This window comes from Pseudomonas sp. MF7453 (genome assembly GCF_016405455.1).
In the GTDB taxonomy this organism is placed as follows: Bacteria; Pseudomonadota; Gammaproteobacteria; order Pseudomonadales; family Pseudomonadaceae; genus Aquipseudomonas; species Aquipseudomonas paralactis.
Map to the genome: position 1 here is coordinate 233868 of NZ_JAEKCN010000011.1, position 21870 is coordinate 255737.

The 21870-nt window shown below is 58.0% G+C and carries 6 protein-coding genes; 3 read left to right on the plus strand and 3 right to left on the minus strand.

All coding sequences use genetic code 11. The features are described 5' to 3' along the window. Nucleotides 1–41: 41 nt before the first annotated feature. Nucleotides 42–1397, minus strand: a complete 1356-nt coding sequence (locus tag JFT63_RS18810) for a TolC family outer membrane protein (protein WP_057702303.1) — start codon at nt 1395–1397, stop codon at nt 42–44. A gap of 336 nt (nt 1398–1733) precedes the next feature. Between JFT63_RS18810 and JFT63_RS18815 the strand changes: the two genes are divergently transcribed. Then, a complete protein-coding gene (locus JFT63_RS18815; protein WP_198844507.1) occupies nt 1734–17558 on the plus strand; it encodes a LapA family giant adhesin in 15825 nt (5274 codons plus the stop codon). A gap of 151 nt (nt 17559–17709) precedes the next feature. After that, nucleotides 17710–18048, plus strand: coding sequence for a hypothetical protein (locus tag JFT63_RS18820; protein ID WP_057704711.1), 339 nt, complete (start codon nt 17710–17712; stop codon nt 18046–18048). Between the two features lie 123 nt (nt 18049–18171). On the opposite strand, the gene lapD is transcribed toward JFT63_RS18820, so the two are convergent. After that, nucleotides 18172–20118 carry a cyclic di-GMP receptor LapD gene (gene lapD, locus JFT63_RS18825; protein ID WP_057704712.1) on the minus strand — a complete coding sequence of 649 codons (1947 nt, stop codon included), beginning with the start codon at nt 20116–20118 and terminating at the stop codon, nt 18172–18174. A 14-nt stretch (nt 20119–20132) separates the two neighbouring features. Further along, nucleotides 20133–20756: a cysteine protease LapG gene (gene lapG, locus JFT63_RS18830; RefSeq protein ID WP_407071397.1), complete on the minus strand. Its 624-nt coding sequence runs from the start codon at nt 20754–20756 to the stop codon at nt 20133–20135. Nucleotides 20757–21075: 319 nt separating this feature from the next. Between lapG and JFT63_RS18835 the strand changes: the two genes are divergently transcribed. Further along, on the plus strand, nt 21076–21786 hold the full coding sequence (locus tag JFT63_RS18835) for a GntR family transcriptional regulator (RefSeq protein ID WP_057704714.1): 711 nt from the start codon (nt 21076–21078) through the stop codon (nt 21784–21786). Nucleotides 21787–21870 lie beyond the last annotated feature (84 nt).

The following is a 21870-nucleotide window of genomic DNA, read 5'->3' on the forward strand; positions in this document are numbered from 1 at the left end:
GCGGTGCACTCTCGACTAACAGATGGGGCTATTGGGGTGGCTCAATTCATCCCAGGCAGTTGGACTTTAGGTTTCACGTCGTTCTGCACGACGGAGGCCATCGGTGCGACCACTCCCTGGCTCTTGAGCAATTCGCCCATGGTCGCCTTGATTCGGTACTGAGTAAATAACTGAATGTTCTTGATTTCTTCCAGGCGGCGGGAAGCGGTGAACAATTCATTCTCGCTGTCGAGCAAATCCAGCAGGGTCCGTTGACCAAGGCTGAATTGTTGCTGGTAGGACGTGCGTACGCGGGTGCTGTGATCCACGTACTGCTGAGCGACCGGCAATTGCGAGTTGGCGTTACTCAAGGCGTTCCAGGCCAAGCCTAGCTCTTCATTGAGTTGGCGCAAGGCGTTGTTGCGAATATCCAGGGCCTGGTTGGCCTGGTACGACTTCGATTGCAGGTCAGCCTTGTTGCTGCCACCGGCAAACAGGTTGAAGCGCATGCGTACCATGGCTTCCCAGCCGTTGCTGTGGTTGGGATCACCGGAAACGTTGTTGTCGGCGTTGGTGCCAAGCTCAGCATCGAAGCGCGGGTAGAAGGTGGACTTGGCGGCTTCGTACTGCTTCTCGGCGGCGGAGATATCCGACTCGGCCGAACGCAGGACCGGGCTGTTGTCGAGCATCTGGCGACGGGCTTCGTTCAGGTCTGCCGGCAGCATGGCCATGAACGGGGCGGGGCGCTCGAGTTGGTCGGGCATCTGGCCCACAGCGCTGAGGTAGTTGACCTGCGCGTCGGCCAGGTTGGTTTGCTCGGTGATCAAGTTGTTGCGGGCCTGGGCCAGACGCGCTTCGGCCTGGTCCTGGTCGGCACCGTTGCCGACGCCGCGCTGGGTGCGCAACTTGATTTGATCGTAGATGCGTTCGTGGTTGCGCAGGTTGTCTTCAGCCAGGCGCACGAACTCACGACGGGTCAGCACTTCCAGGTAAACCTGGGCAACGGTCAGCGCTGTGCGCTCGGAAGTGCCGAGCAAGGAATAGGCGCGGGAATTAACGTTGGCTTGTTGACGCCCGACTTCGCTGGAGGTAGCGAAACCGTCAAAAATCATTTGCTGCAGGCGCAGGCTGGATTCACCGCGGTTGAGCGTATCCCAGTGGTTGCCGCTGGGATTATTGGCGCGGGTGGTGGCGTTGTCAGTCCCTTGACGACCGTAACCGGCGTTCAAATCGACACGCGGCAGGTAACCACCCTGGGCGGCGCGCAATTGGTAATCGGCGGCGATACGGCTGTTTACCCCCGCCTGGATTTCCGGGTGTACATCCAATGCCTGTTGCATGGCTTGGGGCAGTGTCTGGGCTTGTACGAAACTGGCGGCGAGAACGAACGGTATTGCCTTGAACAGGTGCAGACGCATTAAAAATTCCCCAGGACTTCTTGTCTCAAATCACAGCGATTACTAGCGCTGCGTCGGATAATGGCTACCGTTACGACCGTACGTCGGAAAGTTCAAAAAGCGGAACTGCTTCACACATGTAGGACGGTTCGCCGCGTAAATATCAATGTGACATTACGGAGGCGATTGTTTAGGATGGCGACCATAAGGTCAATACTTTGGCACAAACTAGATCGCTAAAAAATCCAGCCAAATATTTGACGTCAATACATATATAGACTACGCCCTCCTAATTAGCAGTTCTAAAGCACGCTGCGAAATGGAATTTGTCGAAACGCATCGCCGGAGAAAATTTTAATGAGCAGTGTTGTTGCCACCGTCAAAAGCATTGTTGGTCAAGTTTTCGTTATTTCTCCGGAAGGGACGCGTCGCGTCCTCGTAGAAGGTGACCGCCTGTTTGCAGGCGATCAGATCGACACAGGCATGTCGGGCGCCGTCAGCCTGGAACTGGCCGACGGTCGCATCCTGGATCTGGGTCGGGACACCCAGTGGAGCGCCGATATGCCGGACTCCACCGCCGACCTGGCCGCGGCCAGTGAGCAGGTCGCGCCATCGGTTGCCGAGCTGCAACAAGCCATCGCCGCCGGTGCCGACCCGACCACCGACCTGGAAGCCACCGCCGCAGGCGCCAACGCAGCCGGTAACGGTGCTGCCGGGGGCGGCCACAGCTTCGTAGTGCTGGACGCGACCGCAGGCCGTGTCGACCCAACTATCGGCTTCCCCACCGCACCTATCGGCCAAGGCACTTCAACACTCAATGTCCTGAGCGGAGCCCCAGGCTCGGCGGGCTCGGGCAACCAGGTGCTGCAGCCTTCGACCCTGACCCTGAGCGCGACGCCGACCATCACCGAAGCGGGCGGCGTGCTGACCTACACCGCTACCGTGACCCGGCCCTCCACCAGTGACCTGACCGTCACCTTGACCAATGGCGCGGTGATTACCATCCCGTCGGGCCAGTTGACCGGCACCGTCAATGTGCCCCTGGCCCCCAATGACAGCCCGTACATCGACCCGGGCCAGATCAGCGTCGGCGTTACCGGTACCACCGGCGGCGGCAACCTGGTATTGACCATCGACCCTAACCCGGCCGTGACGCAGATCACCGACACCATCGACACCACCACCGTCACGCTGACGGCGGGTAATACCGTGACGGAAGGCGGCCAGATTACCTACACCGCCACGCTGACTAACCCGGCGCAAACCCCGGTGAACGTCACCTTGAGCAATGGCTCGGTGATCACCATCAAGGCCGGCGAGTCGACGGGCAGCGTTGTGGTCGATACTCCGGCCAACGACGTTTACAACAACGGTTCGACCGTCAGCACCACCATCACCGGCGCAACCGGCGGCAACTTTGAAAACCTGGTACCGAGCACCACGCCTGCGGTCACCACCATTACCGATTCGGTCGACACCACCACCGTTACCCTCACAGCCAACGGCAATGTGACCGAAGGCGGCCAGATCACCTACACCGCCACCCTCACCAACCCGGCACAAACCCCGGTGAACGTCACCTTGAGCAATGGCTCGGTGATCACCATCAAGGCCGGCGAGTCGACAGGCAGCGTTGTGGTCGATACTCCAGCCAACGACGTTTACAACAACGGTTCGACCGTCAGCACCACCATCACCGGTGCAACAGGCGGCAACTTTGAAAACCTGGTACCGAGCACCACGCCTGCGGTCACCACCATTACCGATTCGGTCGACACCACCACCGTTACCCTCACAGCCAACGGCAACGTGACCGAAGGCGGCCAGATCACCTACACCGCCACCCTCACCAACCCGGCACAAACCCCGGTGAACGTCACCTTGAGCAATGGCTCGGTGATCACCATCAAGGCCGGCGAGTCGACAGGCACGGTTGTGGTCGATACTCCGGCCAACGACGTTTACAACAACGGTTCGACCGTCAGCACCACCATCACCGGTGCAACCGGCGGCAACTTTGAAAACCTGGTACCGAGCACCACGCCTGCGGTCACCACCATTACTGATTTGATCGATGCCACCACGGTCACCCTGACCGCAGGTTCGACCGTGACCGAAGGCGGCCAGATCACCTATACCGCCACCCTGACCAACCCGGCACAAACCCCGGTGAACGTCACCTTGAGCAATGGCTCGGTGATCACCATCAAGGCCGGCGAGTCCGTTGGCAGCGTGGTCGCAGACACCGCGCCCAACGATGTATATGTCAACGGCAGCACGGTCAGCACTACCATTACCAGCGCGACTGGGGGCAATTTTGAAAGCCTGGTGCCGAGTACCACACCAGCAATCACCACGATCACCGATTCGATCGACACCACCACCGTGACGCTGACTGCGCCGACCGAGGCGAATGAGGGCGGGCAAATTACGTACACCGCTACGCTTTCCAACAAAGCGGGCACCGACGTTACGTTGAAGCTGGATAACGGTTCTTCGATCACCATCAAGGCAGGCGACACTGTTGGCACCGTGACTGTTCCAGCGCCGACCGATGACGTGTTTATCGACAAGAGCACCCAGACCGTCAAGATCACCGAGACTACTGGCGGCAACTTCGAGAAGCTGGAAATTGCAGGTAATGGCGCAACCACCACCATCAACGACACTATCGATAAGGTCGATGTGGTACTGACCGCCACGACTATCGTGGGTGAAGGCGGCAATATCATCTACACCGCCAGCCTTGTGGATAAAAATGGCGCGCCGGTGACCAACGTCACCAACCCGCTCACCGTGACGCTGGATAACGGCCAAACCATCACCATTGGTGTGAATCAGTCGAGCGGCACCGTTACCACCGTAGCCCCGGATGATGTCTACAAAGGCGACCAGACCGTAACGACTGCTATCAGCGGTGTGACCGGTGGCGAGCACTTTGAAAATCTGGTTCCAGGGACCGATAAAGTCACTACAACTGTGACGGACACTCCGGGCACCGATAACACTACTACCGTTACGCTAACGGCTCCGTCCGAAGCGAACGAAGGTGGCCAGATCACCTATACCGCGACCTTGAGCAACAAGGCCGGTACTGACGTCACGTTGAAGTTGGATAATGGCTCTTCGATCACGATCAAAGCTGGCGACACCGTCGGCACCGTGACTGTGCCTGCGCCTACCGATGACGTGTTTATCGACAAGAGCACCCAGACCGTCCAGATCACCGAAACCACAGGTGGCAACTTCGAAAAACTGGAAGTTGCGGGCAACGGTGCGACTACCACGTTCAACGACACCATCGATAAGGTCGATGTAGTTCTGACTGCCACCACCACCGTGGGTGAAGGCGGCAATATCGTCTACACCGCCAGCCTTGTGGATAAAAACGGTGCGCCGGTGACCAACATCACCAACCCGCTCACCGTCACCTTGGATAACGGCCAAACCATCACCATTGGTGTTAACGAATCGAGCGCTAGCGTTTCGGTTCTTGCACCGGATGACGTGTACAAGGGCGACCAGACCGTCACTACCGCCATCCAAGGTGTGACCGGCGGCGAGCACTTTGAAAACCTGGTTCCAGGGACCGATAAAGTCACCACAACTGTGACTGACACACCGGTCACCGATAACACCACTACCGTGACGCTCACGGCTCCGTCCGAAGCGAACGAAGGTGGCCAGATCACCTACACCGCCACCTTGAGCAACAAGGCCGGTACTGACGTCACGTTGAAGTTGGATAACGGTTCTTCGATCACGATCAAAGCTGGCGACACCGTCGGCACCGTGACCGTCCCTGCGCCTACCGATGACGTGTTCATCGATAAGAGCACCCAAACCGTCAAGATTACTGACGCTTCTGGCGGCAACTTCGAGAAATTGGAAGTTGCTGGTAACGGCGCAACCACCACGATCAACGACACCATCGACAAAGTCGATGTGGTTCTGACCGCCACCACCACCGTGGGTGAAGGCGGCAATATCGTTTACACCGCCAGCCTTGTGGATAAAAACGGCGCGCCGGTGACTAACATCACCAACCCGCTCACCGTGACCCTGGACAACGGCCAAACCATCACCATTGGTGTTAACGAATCGAGCGCTAGCGTGTCGGTTCTTGCACCGGATGACGTGTACAAGGGCGACCAGACCGTCACTACCGCCATCCAAGGTGTGACCGGCGGCGAGCACTTTGAAAACCTGGTGCCTGGCACCGATAAAGTCACCACAACTGTGACTGACACACCGGGTACCGATAACACCACTACCGTGACGCTGACCGCGCCGTCTGAAGCGAATGAAGGTGGTCAAATTACGTACACCGCCACGCTTTCCAATAAAGCGGGCACTGACGTAACGCTAAAACTCGACAATGGTTCGTCGATCACCATCAAGGCGGGCGACACTATTGGCACCGTGACCGTGCCTGCGCCGACTGATGACGTGTTTATCGATAAGAGCACCCAGACCGTCAAGATCACTGACGCTTCTGGCGGCAACTTCGAGAAGTTGGAAGTTGCTGGTAACGGCGCAACTACGACGATCAACGACACCATCGACAAGGTCGATGTGGTTCTGACTGCCACAACTACTGTAGGTGAAGGCGGCAACATCGTTTACACCGCCAGCCTTGTGGATAAAAACGGTGCGCCGGTGACTAACATCACCAACCCGCTGACCGTGACTCTAGATAACGGCCAAACCATCACCATTGGTGTTAACGAATCGAGCGCTAGCGTTTCGGTTCTTGCACCGGATGACGTGTACAAAGGCGATCAGACCGTCACCACCGCTATCAAGGGTGTGACCGGTGGCGAGCACTTTGAAAATCTGGTTCCAGGGACTGATAAAGTCACCACGACGGTGACTGACACACCGGGCACCGACAACACTACGACTGTCACACTGACTGCACCAAGTGCCGTTAACGAAGGTGGCCAGATCACCTACACCGCCACCTTGAGCAACAAGGCCGGTACTGACGTCACGTTGAAGTTGGATAACGGTTCTTCGATCACGATCAAAGCTGGCGACACCGTCGGCACCGTGACCGTGCCTGCACCGACTGATGACGTCTTCATCGATAAGAGCACTCAGACCGTCAAGATCACTGACGCTTCTGGCGGCAACTTCGAGAAATTGGAAGTTGCTGGTAACGGCGCAACCACCACGATCAATGACACCATCGACAAAGTTGATGTAGTCCTGTCCGCCACGACTACCGTCGGCGAAGGCGGCAACATCGTTTACACCGCCAGCCTTGTGGATAAAAACGGCGCGCCGGTGACTAACATCACCAACCCGCTCACCATCACCTTGGATAACGGTCAGACCATCACCATCGGTGTTAACGAATCGAGCGCTAGCGTTTCGGTTCTCGCACCAGATGACGTGTACAAAGGCGACCAGACCGTCACTACCGCCATCCAAGGTGTAACCGGTGGCGAGCACTTTGAAAATCTGGTTCCAGGGACTGATAAAGTCACCACGACTGTGACTGACACTCCGGGCACCGATAACACCACGACTGTCACGCTGACCGCGCCTGGCGCCGTTAACGAAGGTGGTCAGATCACCTACACTGCGACCTTGAGCAACAAGGCCGGCACCGACGTCACCTTGAAGTTGGATAACGGCTCTTCGATCACCATCAAGGCGGGCGACACCGTCGGCACCGTGACCGTGCCTGCACCGACTGATGACGTGTTTATCGATAAGAGCATCCAGACCGTCAAGATCACTGACGCTTCTGGCGGCAACTTCGAGAAGTTGGAAGTTGCGGGCAACGGTGCGACCACCACCATCAACGACACCATCGACAAGGTCGATGTGGTCCTGACCGCCACCACCACCGTCGGCGAAGGCGGCAACATCGTGTACACCGCCAGCCTTGTGGATAAAAACGGCGCGCCGGTGACTAACATCACCAACCCGCTCACCGTCACCCTGGATAACGGCCAAACCATCACAATTGGTGTTAACGAATCGAGCGCTAGCGTTTCGGTTCTTGCACCGGATGACGTGTACAAAGGCGATCAGACCGTCACCACCGCTATCAAGGGTGTGACCGGTGGCGAGCACTTTGAAAATCTGGTTCCAGGGACCGATAAAGTCACTACGACTGTGACTGACACACCGGGTACCGATAACACCACTACCGTGACGCTGACCGCGCCTAGCGCCGTTAACGAAGGTGGTCAAATTACGTACACCGCCACGCTTTCCAATAAAGCGGGCACTGACGTTACGTTGAAGCTGGATAACGGCTCCTCGATCACCATCAAGGCGGGCGACACTGTCGGCACCGTGACCGTACCTGCACCTACCGATGACGTGTTCATCGATAAGAGCACTCAGACTGTCCAGATCACCGAAACCACTGGCGGCAACTTCGAGAAATTGGAAGTTGCTGGCAACGGCGCAACTACGACGATCAACGACACCATCGATAAGGTCGATGTGGTCCTGACCGCCACCACCACCGTGGGTGAAGGCGGCAATATCGTTTACACCGCCAGCCTTGTGGATAAAAACGGTGCGCCGGTGACTAACATCACCAACCCGCTCACCGTCACCTTGGACAACGGCCAAACCATCACCATTGGTGTGAATCAGTCCAGCGGCACTGTTTCGGTTTTGGCACCGGATGACGTTTACAAAGGCGACCAGACCGTCACCACCGCTATCAAGGGTGTGACGGGCGGCGAGCATTTTGAAAACCTGGTACCGGGCACTGCGCCGGTAAACACCACCGTTACCGATACCCCGGGTACCGATAACACCACGACCGTCACGCTGACTGCACCAAGTGCCGTTAACGAAGGTGGCCAGATCACCTATACCGCGACCTTGAGCAACAAGGCCGGTACTGACGTTACGTTGAAGTTGGATAACGGTTCTTCGATCACGATCAAAGCTGGCGACACCGTCGGCACCGTGACCGTGCCTGCACCGACTGATGACGTGTTCATCGATAAGAGCACTCAGACCGTCAAGATCACTGACGCTTCTGGCGGCAACTTCGAGAAGCTGGAAGTTGCTGGTAACGGTGCAACCACCACGATCAATGACACCATCGACAAAGTTGATGTAGTCCTGTCCGCCACGACTACCGTCGGCGAAGGCGGCAACATCGTTTACACCGCCAGCCTTGTGGATAAAAACGGCGCGCCGGTGACTAACATCACCAACCCGCTCACCGTCACCCTGGACAACGGCCAAACCATCACCATTGGTGTGAATCAGTCCAGCGGCACTGTTTCGGTCTTGGCACCGGATGATGTGTACAAAGGCGATCAGACCGTCACTACCGCCATCAAAGGCGTGACTGGCGGCGAACATTTCGAGAACCTGGTACCAGGCACTACAGCGGTGAACACCACCGTCACCGATACCCCCGGTACTGACAACACCACGACCGTCACGCTAACGGCTCCGTCTGAAGCGAATGAAGGTGATCAAATTACGTACACCGCCACGCTCTCCAACAAAGCGGGCACCGACGTCACCTTGAAGCTGGATAACGGCTCGTCGATCACGATCAAAGCGGGCGACACTGTCGGCACTGTGACCGTGCCTGCGCCTACCGATGACGTGTTCATCGACAAGAGCTCGCAGACGGTCCAGATCACCGAGACCACGGGCGGCAACTTCGAAAAACTGGAAGTGGCAGGCAACGGTGCGACCACGACGATCAACGACACCATCGACAAAGTCGATGTGGTTCTGACTGCCACCACCACCGTCGGCGAAGGCGGCAACATCGTCTACACCGCCAGCCTTGTGGGTAAAAACGGTGCGCCGGTGACTAACATCACCAACCCGCTGACCGTGACTCTAGATAACGGCCAAACCATCACCATTGGTGTTAACGAATCGAGCGCTAGCGTTTCGGTTCTTGCACCGGATGACGTGTACAAAGGCGATCAGACCGTCACCACCGCGATCAAGGGTGTGACCGGCGGCGAGCACTTTGAAAATCTGGTTCCAGGGACCGATAAAGTCACCACAACTGTGACTGACACACCGGGTACCGATAACACCACTACCGTGACGCTAACGGCTCCGTCTGAAGCGAATGAAGGTGGCCAGATCACTTACACCGCGACCTTGAGCAACAAGGCCGGTACTGACGTCACGTTGAAACTCGACAATGGTTCGAGTATCACCATCAAGGCGGGCGACACCGTCGGCACCGTGACCGTGCCTGCGCCTACTGATGACGTGTTCATCGATAAGAGCACTCAGACCGTCAAGATCACTGACGCTTCTGGCGGCAACTTCGAGAAATTGGAAGTTGCTGGTAACGGCGCAACTACGACGATCAACGACACCATCGATAAAGTTGATGTGGTTCTGACTGCCACAACTACTGTAGGTGAAGGCGGCAATATCGTTTACACCGCCAGCCTTGTGGATAAAAACGGCGTGCCGGTGACCAACATCACCAACCCGCTGACCGTCACCTTGGACAACGGCCAAACCATCACCATTGGTGTGAATCAGTCCAGCGGCACTGTTTCGGTCTTGGCACCGGATGACGTTTACAAAGGCGACCAGACCGTCACCACCGCTATCAAGGGTGTGACGGGCGGCGAGCATTTTGAAAACCTGGTACCGGGCACTGCGCCGGTAAACACCACCGTTACCGATACCCCGGGTACCGATAACACCACGACCGTCACGCTGACTGCACCAAGTGCCGTTAACGAAGGTGGCCAGATCACCTATACCGCCACCTTGAGCAACAAGGCCGGTACCGACGTCACGTTGAAACTCGACAATGGTTCGAGTATCACCATCAAGGCGGGCGACACCGTCGGCACTGTGACCGTGCCTGCGCCTACCGATGACGTGTTCATCGATAAGAGCACCCAGACCGTCAAGATCACTGAAACCACTGGCGGCAACTTTGAGAAGTTGGAAGTTGCAGGCACCGGTGCGACCACCACCATCAACGACACCATCGACAAAGTCGATGTGGTTCTGACTGCCACCACCACCGTCGGTGAAGGCGGCAATATCGTTTACACCGCCAGCCTTGTGGATAAAAACGGTGCGCCGGTGACTAACATCACCAACCCGCTCACCGTCACCCTGGATAACGGCCAAACCATCACCATCGGTGTTAACGAATCGAGCGCTAGCGTTTCGGTTCTTGCACCGGATGACGTGTACAAAGGCGACCAGACCGTCACCACCGCTATCAAGGGTGTGACCGGTGGCGAGCACTTTGAAAATCTGGTCCCAGGGACTGATAAAGTCACCACAACTGTGACTGACACACCGGGTACCGATAACACCACGACTGTAACGCTGACCGCGCCTAGCGCCGTTAACGAAGGTGGTCAAATTACTTACACCGCCACGCTTTCCAACAAAGCGGGCACTGACGTTACGTTGAAGTTGGATAACGGCTCCTCGATCACGATCAAAGCGGGCGACACTGTCGGCACTGTGACCGTGCCTGCGCCTACCGATGACGTGTTCATCGACAAGAGCTCGCAGACGGTCCAGATCACCGAGACCACGGGCGGCAACTTCGAAAAACTGGAAGTGGCAGGCAACGGTGCGACCACGACGATCAATGACACCATCGACAAAGTTGATGTAGTCCTGTCCGCCACGACTACCGTCGGCGAAGGCGGCAATATCGTTTACACCGCCAGCCTTGTGGATAAAAACGGCGCGCCGGTGACTAACATCACCAACCCGCTCACCGTCACCCTGGATAACGGCCAAACCATCACCATTGGTGTGAATCAGTCCAGCGGCACTGTTTCGGTCTTGGCACCGGATGATGTGTACAAGGGCGACCAAACTGTCACCACTGCCATCAAAGGGGTGACGGGCGGCGAACATTTCGAGAACCTGGTACCGGGTACCACTGCGGTGAACACCACCGTTACGGATACACCGGGTACCAATAACACCACTACCGTGACGCTGACCGCGCCTAACGCCGTTAACGAAGGTGGTCAAATTACGTACACCGCTACGCTCTCCAACAAAGCGGGCACTGACGTCACCTTGAAGTTGGATAACGGCTCGTCGATCACCATCAAAGCCGGCGACACCGTCGGCACCGTGACCGTCCCTGCGCCGACTGATGACGTGTTCATCGACAAGAGCACCCAGACCGTCAAGATCACTGAAACCACTGGCGGCAACTTCGAGAAGTTGGAAGTTGCGGGCAACGGTGCAACCACCACGATCAACGACACCATCGACAAAGTCGATGTGGTTCTGACTGCCACCACCACCGTGGGTGAAGGCGGCAACATCGTTTACACCGCCAGCCTTGTGGATAAAAACGGCGCGCCGGTGACCAACATCACCAACCCGCTGACCGTGACCCTGGACAACGGCAAAACCATCACCATCGGTGTGAATCAGTCGAGTGGCTCCATCACCACCATCGCGCCAAACGACGTCTACAAAGGCGACCAGACCGTCACCACCGCCATCAAAGGCGTGACCGGCGGCGAGCACTTTGAAAATCTGGTACCGGGTACCACGGCGGTGAACACCACCGTTACCGATACCCCCGGCACCGACAACACCACAACTGTCACACTGACTGCACCAAGTGCCGTTAACGAAGGTGGCCAGATCACTTACACCGCCACCTTGAGCAACAAGGCCGGTACTGACGTCACGTTGAAGTTGGATAACGGTTCGTCGATCACCATCAAGGCCGGCGACACCGTCGGCACCGTAACCGTCCCTGCGCCTACCGATGACGTGTTCATCGACAAGAGCACCCAGACCGTCAAGATCACTGAAACCACTGGCGGCAACTTCGAGAAATTGGAAGTTGCTGGGAACGGCGCAACCACCACGATCAATGACACCATCGACAAAGTTGATGTAGTCCTGTCCGCCACGACTACCGTCGGCGAAGGCGGCAACATCGTTTACACCGCCAGCCTTGTGGATAAAAACGGTGCGCCGGTGACTAACATCACTAACCCGCTGACCGTGACCCTGGATAACGGCAAGACCATCACCATCGGTGTGAATCAGTCGAGTGGCTCCATCACCACCATCGCGCCAAACGACGTCTACAAAGGCGACCAGACCGTCACCACCGCCATCAAAGGCGTGACCGGCGGCGAGCACTTTGAAAATCTGGTACCGGGTACCACGGCGGTGAACACCACCGTTACGGATACCCCAGGCACCGATAACACCACCACGGTTACGCTGACTGCGCCAAGTGCTGTCAACGAAGGTGGTCAAATTACGTACACCGCCACGCTCTCCAACAAAGCGGGCACCGACGTCACCTTGAAGCTGGATAACGGTTCTTCGATCACGATCAAAGCTGGCGACACCGTCGGCACCGTGACTGTGCCTGCACCGACTGATGACGTGTTCATCGACAAGAGCACCCAGACCGTCAAGATCACTGACGCTTCTGGCGGCAACTTCGAGAAGTTGGAAGTTGCTGGGAACGGCGCAACCACCACGATCAATGACACCATCGACAAAGTTGATGTAGTCCTGTCCGCCACGACTACCGTCGGCGAAGGCGGCAACATCGTCTACACCGCCAGCCTTGTGGATAAAAACGGCGCGCCGGTGACTAACATCACCAACCCGCTGACCGTGACCCTGGATAACGGCAAGACCATCACCATCGGTGTGAATCAGTCGAGTGGCTCCATCACCACCATCGCGCCAAACGACGTCTACAAAGGCGATCAGACTGTCACCACTGCGATCAAAGGTGTGACCGGCGGCGAGCATTTTGAAAATCTTGTGCCGGGCACTACGGCGGTAAACACTACCGTCACCGACACCCCGGGTTCCACCGATCTGACTACCGTCACCCTGACCGCCCCGACGGCTGTCAACGAAGGTGGCCAGATCACTTACACCGCCACCTTAAGCAACAAGGCCGGCAGCGACATGGTGGTCCAGCTCGATAACGGTTCAAGCATCACCATCAAGCAAGGTGCGACCGTGGGCACGGTGACCGTCCCTGCGCCGACCGATGACGTGTTCATCGACAAGAGCACCCAGACCGTCAAGATCACCGGTACTACCGGCGGCAATTTCGAGGGTGTGACCATCACGCCGGGCGGCGCCACAACCACCATCAACGACACCATCGACGACGTGACGGTAGTGCTCAAGGCCACCGGTTCTGTCAGCGAAGGCGGGCAGATCGTGTACACCGCTTCCCTGGTCGACAAGAACGGCGCGGCGGTGAACAACGTTGGCTCCGACCTGGTCGTCAAGCTGGATAACGGTTCGAGCATTACCATCGGCAATGGCAAGTCCACCAGCTTCACTACGGCCACCGCGCCCAACGATGCGTATGTCGGCGCCAGTGACGTCACCACCAAAATCACGGGTGTGGTCAGCGGTGGCGACAAGTACGAACACTTGATCGTCGACGGCAGTACCGTGGTCACTAAAGTGACGGACGTGGTCAGCACTACCACCATCAGCATTACCGGCGATGCCTCGGTGACTGAGGGCGGTACGGCGCACTACACGCTGACCCTGAGCAACCCGCCGCAAACCGACGTGACCGTGACGCTCAAGTACAGCGGCACCGCCACCGACGGTTCGGACTTCAATGGCGTGTACACCGTGAAGATTCCGGCAGGCTCCAGCAGCGTACCGTTTGATATCCGCACGCTCGACGACAAGATCACCGAGCCGACTGAAAATATCGTCATCACCATCGACAAGACCACTGGCGGCAACTTCGAAAACCTGGTGGTCGGCAATGGCAGTGTTACCACCAACATCATCGACAACGATGCGCCGCCAGTTATCGACCTGGATGCCAACAACTCCAGCGGCGCCAGCGGTGCGGATTACAAGACGACGTTTACCGAAGGTACTGCTGGACCGGGCGTGTCGATCGCCGACACCGATATCAAAATCACCGATCCCGACAGCACAATGCTGACCGGCGCAACGGTCACCCTGACCAATGCACAGGCCGGTGATGCCCTGAACCTGGGCAACAGCATCAACGGCATCACCGTCACCACCAATAACCAGACCGGCACTATTACGCTCACGTTGTCGGGCAGCGCGACGCTGGCTGACTATATGCAGCGTATCCAGAACATCACGTTCACCAACAACAGCCACGACCCAAGCACCACCCCACGCACCATTACCGTGAGCGTGACCGACGGCGGCAACTACTCCAACGTCGCCACCACCACCGTCAACGTGGTGGCGGTCAACGATGCGCCGGTGGCGACTGGCGGTGCCGTAACCGGTACGGAAGACACCGCGCTGGGCCTGACCTGGGCCAACTTCGGCGTGAGCGATGTGGACTCGCCACAAGCCAGCCTCGGGGTGAAAATCACCGAGCTGCCGGTAGCCGGCAAGCTGCAATACCTGGCGGCGGACGGCACCACCTGGACCAACGTGACCAGCGGCCAGACCTTCACCAAGGCCCAGATCGACGGCGGCCAACTGCGCTTTACGCCGAACGCCAACGAGTCCGGCGCCGACGGTTATGGCGGCACCGGTGTGGGTAACAAGCAGGCGGATTACGCGCAGTTCAAGTTCCAGCCAACCGATGGCAAGGACCTGGGTACCATCGCCACGGTGAAAGTCGATATCACGCCAGTGGCCGATGCACCGACCCTCAGCGTGGCCGACAACAACGTTGCCTCGACCGGGCTGGTCAAACAGGGCTGGAACAGCATTGCCGGCCTCGGCAACAACGGCAACGGCGCTGCACCGGACGTACTGAAAAAAGCCATCGATAACGCGGGCACACCCAACAACACCTCTGTGGTGACCAACGTCGAGTCCGTCGACAACGTTACCGCCGGTTCTGGTTCCAAGATCTCCGGCCTGATCTACATGGAAGCGGGCAAGAGCTACACCTTCAGCGGTATCGCCGATGACAGTGTGGTGGTCAACGTGGGCGGCAAGGATGTGGCCAGCGGCGTGTGGGGCACCAACAGCGGCAAGATCAGCGGTTCGTTCACGCCAACCACCACGGGTTACTACAGCCTTGAGATCTACCAGGCCAACCAAGCGGGGCTTGGCAGCTTTGACGTTAACGTGTCGATCAACGGCGGGGCGGTGCAGAACCTGAGCACCAGCACCGTGCCGTTGTACACCGGCCTTACCGACCTGACCAACGCCGGCGTCACCGTATCCGACCTGCATGGCAGCAACGGCGACGGTTACTACGTGGGCTACAAGCTCAACGAAGGCCAGGAGAACGGGACGGTCAAACTGTCCAAGGTCACCACCGCGCTGACCGACACCGACGGCTCCGAAACCCTGAGCGTGAAGATCAGCGGCATTCCGGCAGGCTCGGTGCTTACCGACGCATCGGGGCACACCTTTACCGCGGGTAAAACCGTGGGCGAAGTGAATGTCACCGGCTGGGACCTGAACACCCTGACCATCAAGCCGCCGACCTACTACAGCGGCCAGTTCAACCTGACGGTCACCTCGACTTCCACCGAGAGCATCGGCGGTTCAGCGACCACCACCGCGCAATTGCCCGTCACGGTGCACCCGGCGACCTACAACTCGGTCACCGGCACCTCGGGCAGCGACACTATCAATGGCAGCGATGGCAACGACATCGTCGTGGCCGACATCGCCGGCCTGAACGTGGTGCAGGGCAAGAATTACAACATCGCGTTCATGATCGATACATCGGGCAGTATGGGCGCGGACTCGATAGCAGCGGCCAAAACCTCGCTGACCACCACGTTCAACTCGCTGAAGAACAGTATCGGCTCCAGCACCTCTGGCACCGTGAACATCTTCCTGGCGGACTTCAGTGACCAGGTCAATCGCACAGTGACGGTCAACCTGAAAGACCCAGGTGCGTTGGATTCGCTGCAGAAAGTGCTGGACTCCATGGTGTCTACCGGCGGGACCAACTACGAAGACGTGTTCAAGGCCGCGGCCAACTTCTTCAAGAGTGCCCAGGCGACTGGCAACACTGGCGCTATCAATACAACGTACTTCATCACTGACGGCCAACCGACGTTCTATCAACGAGCGGAGGAGACCAACCCGACGTTGTACAACAACGTCAAGCTTGATGATGTCGTCAACATGAACAACTACACATTGGGTACCGCCACCAGGATCGAGATCGACTCGAGTCACTTCATTGATATCAACTCGGTCGGCAAGGTGACCCTGTGGACCAACAACTGGTGGGGCTGGGGGCAGTCCAACCCAGGAACCATCCATGCCCAAGGCGATGGCACCTATGAGCTGTCAACTGTTGGCGGCAACGGTACAGCCTCGTCCTCGAACATCAACGATCCTACGCTCATCAGTAATTCCCAGAGCGCGTTCGCACTGCTCAAAGGCCTGTCCACCGGTGGCGTAGAAGCCATCGGCCTCAATAGCGGGGTCAGCCTGAATCAGTTGGCACCGTACGACAGCGATGGCAAGCCACAGGCCAACATCGATCCGAAGGACTTGGCCAACGCGATCCTCGGCCACACCGAGGCGACGTTGCCGGGCGCAGACACCGTCATCGGGGGCGATGGCAACGACATCCTCTTCGGCGACCTGGTGAGCTTCAGCGGGATAAACGGTGAGGGTTACAACGCACTGCAGGCGTTTGTAGCGCAGAAGACCGGCGTGACCGTCTCTTCGGTGACCGCCTCTAACGTCCACCAGTACGTTACCGAGCACTACACAGACTTCGACGTCTCCGGTGCCAAGGACGCCAACGACACGCTGCTGGGCGGCGCTGGCGATGACATCCTGTTCGGCCAGGGCGGCAACGACCTGCTGGATGGCGGCAAAGGCAATGACATCCTGCTGGGTGGCACCGGCAACGACACGTTGATCGGCGGCCAGGGCAACGACATCCTGATCGGTGGTTCGGGTGCCGACACCTTTGTGTGGAAGGCGGGTGACATCGGCAACGATGTGATCAAGGACTTCAAAGCCTCGGAAGGCGACCGCATTGATCTGCGTGACTTGTTGAAAGGTGAGAGCGACAGCACCATCGACAACTACCTTAAGATCACCACGGTAGACGGCGTGTCGACCCTGCAAGTGAGCAGCGAAGGCAAGCTCAACGCTGCCGGTGGCCTGGCCAATGCCGATGTGACCATCAAGCTGGAAGGCAATGATTGGTCCCATGTCAGCATCAACTCGCTGATCACTGGTGCCGACCCAACCATCAAGATCGACCATAGCTAAGATGCAATGGATCGGCCGCCTTCCCAGGCGGCCGATTTTTTTGCCTTATGGGCCGCTGGCCCTGGCGGACGGTGCGTCGCATACTCACGCCCATACACGCAGCGTTGACCTATGCTGTTGAACGCATGTGGCTCATATTCGAGGGGTTCTTATGTTTTACGTGCAACGTGATGCACTGGGCGCGCTGATTCGCGTAGAGGCCGCCGCCTTTACCGAATCCACCGAAACCCTGCCGGCCGATCACCATGAGATCCAGGCCTGGTACGCCAACGAAGTGGTGGAAACCAGCCTGGCCCAGCTCAAGCAGAGCGACCTGGAGATGATCCGGGTGCTGGATGACTTGATTCAGGTGCTGACCCGCAAGGGGGTGATCAGCGTGACCGACCTGCCGCCGGCAGCCCAGGCCAAGTTGATGGACCGTAACCAGGCGCGGGAAGCGTTGGGTGGGTTGAGCCAGTTGATCGATGATGACGAGAAAGGATTGATTTGATCCAGCCGCTCCTACGCACTGTAGGAGCGAGCTTGCTCGCGAAAAAACTGGGATCACCACGGGTGTCAGGCTTTGCGCGTTATCGTTGGCGATCTTCGCGAGCAAGCTCGCTCCTACAGGTAATTATTTCCAGGGCGCGGGCTCGCCAAACAGTTGGCCCTGCACTCCGAAAATCCCCATCTCACGAATCACCTTCAGTTCGCCCTCGGTCTCTACACGCTCGGCAATCAGCGGCAGGTCGATGCTATGGGCCGCTCGCTGGATGGCCTCGATAAACAAGCGCTTGTCACTTTCCTGGTCGATGGCGCGAATGTAGCTGCCGTCGATCTTCAGGTACGCCAGGCCCAGGCGCGCCAGGTTGCCGATCATGCTGAACCGCCCACCGAAACGTTGCAGGCTGAGGGAGAAGCCCAGCTCGCGCAGGCGCTGAGTCATCTGTTCCAGCACGTGCTGCTCAGGCAGTTGCTCTTCACCGATCTCCAGGGTGAGGCGCGGGCCCAGGTTGCTGTGCTGGCGTAGCAGGTCATAAATGCGGTTCAGGGCCTGGGGGTCCTGCAAGGTCGCGGCCGAGAGATTCAGTGCCAGGTTCTGGGTGTGGCTGCCCATCTGCTTGAGCACCTGCTCCAGCATCAGGCGGTCCAGGCGGGCCGACCAACCGAAGCGCTCAAGCCACGGCAGGAAGCGTCCGGCCGGTATGGTGTGGCCGTCCTCGTCCTGCAAGCGCGACAGCACTTTGTAATGCAGGACCAACTGTGGATCCTGGCTGGCCACCACCGGCTGGAAGTACAGCTGGAAGCGCTGTCGGGTCAGGGCCTGATCCAACAGGGTATGCCAGGCATGGTGATCGTCACCGACACTGGCGGCGGCGCTGCGGTCCAGGCACACCCAAGTGGTGTCGCCCTGCGCTTCGGCCTGGGCCAGGGCTTGGTCGGCCAGGGTCAGCAGGGCTTGGGGCGCGTCGCCATGGCTGAACGGTGCCAGGCCGATATAGGCAACCGGTGTAACGTCGCTGGCGCCGGTCGCTTGCAGGCTGAGCAAGGTGCTTTCCAGGTTTTGCGCCAGTTGCAGCGCTTCTTCACGCATCAACCCCGGCGCCAGCACGGCGAACTCGCCACCGCGGATACGGGTAACGAGGTTATGGGTTTCCGGATACGGCTCGCACTGACGCAGCAGTTGTTGGCCGACCGCTTGCAGCAATTGGTCGGTGTGCTGGCCGCCCAGGCGTTGGTTGAGGCCGGCGAGGTCCTTGACCCGCAGCAGCAGCAAGTAACCGGAGTTGGTGTCTTCCGGGTTACTGACGCGGGCATTGAGCTGCATTTCGAAATAACGCCGGTTAGCAAGGCCAGTAAGGTTGTCCTGATAAGACTCGGTGCGCAGTTTTTCGCTGCGCTCGGCCTGCTCCTGGAACAACGCCTTGAGCTTTTCCACCATCTGGTTCATGGCTTGCACCACTCGCCGCAGTTCCGGCGTGCGCGGCAGGTCGGGCAGGCTGAGGAATTCTCGGCGAGCAATCGCGTGGGACTGTTTGACCATATAGTCCAACGGCTTCAATTGCCGGCGCAGCAACAGCCCACCCAGCACCACACTGACCGCACCGCACAGCAGCAACCAACCCAGACTGCCCAAGGCGCTTTGCCAGAGCTTGGCCAGGGCGAACATTGGGTGGCTCACCACTTCGACCCGCGCCGCCTGCTCCCAGCCACGGCTGACCAGCGCATCGCCGCCCGCCGGCTCCAGACCGATCAACTTTACGAACCAGTTAGGTACGCCGTTGTTATCAGGGATGCCGCTGCGTTCGACGATGGTTTTATCCGTGGCCAGGTCCACCACACGGATGCTGGCGTAGTAGCCGCTGTCGAAGATCGAGCTGACCAGCAGCTCCACCATGGCCGGATCGTCGATATTGGGGGTCAACGACAGCGCCAGCGCCGTCGCAGCATCCTGGGCATGGGAACGCAGTTGGTTGACGTATTGGGTGCGCGAGCTTTCCAGGCTGACCATGAAGCTGCCGCTGAAGGCGACCACTAGGAACAGACAGATTGCGATCAATAGTTGTTTGAACAGAGACATCCGATCAGTTACTCCTAGTTGGCAGGCTCGGCTGGGAAGCCTTCCGCACGCATTTTTCTCAACACATCCTGCCAGCGCGACAAGCGTTTGGTATCACCGACTTTCTTGTTGCCCTTGGCACCGGGCAAGTACAAGCCTTCGGCGTTGAATGAATACACCGGGACCAAATCGGTGCGGCGGGTCGCCGGCAGGATTTCGTCCATCAGGCTGTCGAGCACCAGCGGGATAGCGTCAGGCGTCGAATAATAGGTCAGAACCATGTGCGCGCGATTCTGCCGCAACGCCTTGACGTAGGTAATGCGCAATTTGTCGCTGGACACACCCAGATGACGCAAACTGAAATACTTTGCGATTGCGTAGTCTTCACAGTCACCTGCCCCCTTCCAAAGGGCCTCGACGGGTGTCTCCCAATAATCGACAGCGTGCCAGAGGTCGATGTCTTCCACGTAGGTCATTTGTTTATTGAAGAACAAATTCACGACCTTGAGCTGCTCCGACTCACTGACCTGTTTTTGGCTTGCCAATAGCCGCTGCCAGGCGTCGATGCGCTGCTGACCTTCGCCGAGCGGCCCGTAAACGGCGGTAGCCTTGCGGCTGATCTGAGAGAAATCCCAATCGGCACGCAGCCCGCCAAGCATCAAGCCGGCCAACAGAATTGCTGATAACAGCCAGCAAAGAACTCGAGAGGGAATAAAACTTACCGCCAAGGCGCTCTGTCCATGAAAGAGACGGAATTTCAAGGAATGGTGAAGCCTGGCCCTCCAAAAAACAATGGCACAGTGCAATCATTCATAGAAGGACCGAGTTTATAACCGCCCCTTGTGGGAGACACAAAGTATGCTGTGTAAGCCCTTACAAACGGAAACTTTGGCTGTTTGACAAGCGTTGGGGCCGTCTTTAGTGTGCATTGGATCCAATTAGCCACACTATTATTCAAGAAAGGAGGATAGCGTAACCGTGACGCAGAAGCCGAACCCTTTAAGCAGCATCAAAATAAGCGGGCCTATTCCCGCCCATCTTGCTCGCGCCGTCATTGAAGAAACGTTGCGCAACGCCATCCTGGATGGGCGATTGCCCTGCGGCACCGCGATGCGCCAGCAGGAACTGGCGAGTTTGTTCGGCGTCAGCCGTATGCCCGTGCGCGAAGCCTTGCGCCAACTGGAGGCGCAGTCCTTGCTGCATGTGGTGACCCACAAGGGTGCCGTGGTGGCACCGCTGATCGAGGACAATTCGGCTGAAACCTACGCACTGCGTATGTTGCTCGAATCTGAAGCCCTGCGCTTGTCGATCCCATTGCTCACCGACGCTGATCTTGCCGAGGCCGAGGCCTGGATCAATGCGTTGGAATGTGAGAAAGACTACAGAAAGATTGGCCGCCTCAATCGCCTGTTTCACATGGTCTTGTACGGCAAGGCACCCAATCAACGGCTGCTCGATCTGGTGGAACACGGACTGAATGAAGAGGAACGCTTTCTGCGCTTCAATCTTGAAGCGATGGGACTGGGCGAAACGTCTCAGGAGGATCACCGTGAATTGTTGAGCCTGGTGGCGCAGAAGAGGGTCGAGGAGAGCATTCTGACGCTGCGCAATCACTTGATGCGGGGTATGGAAGTGATCGCTGACTACCTCAAGAGTCTTGAAAGCGCCGATAAAAAAGTCGCGCAATAGGCGCCATAATTCATTCGCTGGTCATTACATCATGCGGGTAACTTTCCATCAGGAAAGTTGCCACAACGACAGGCAACTACCCCT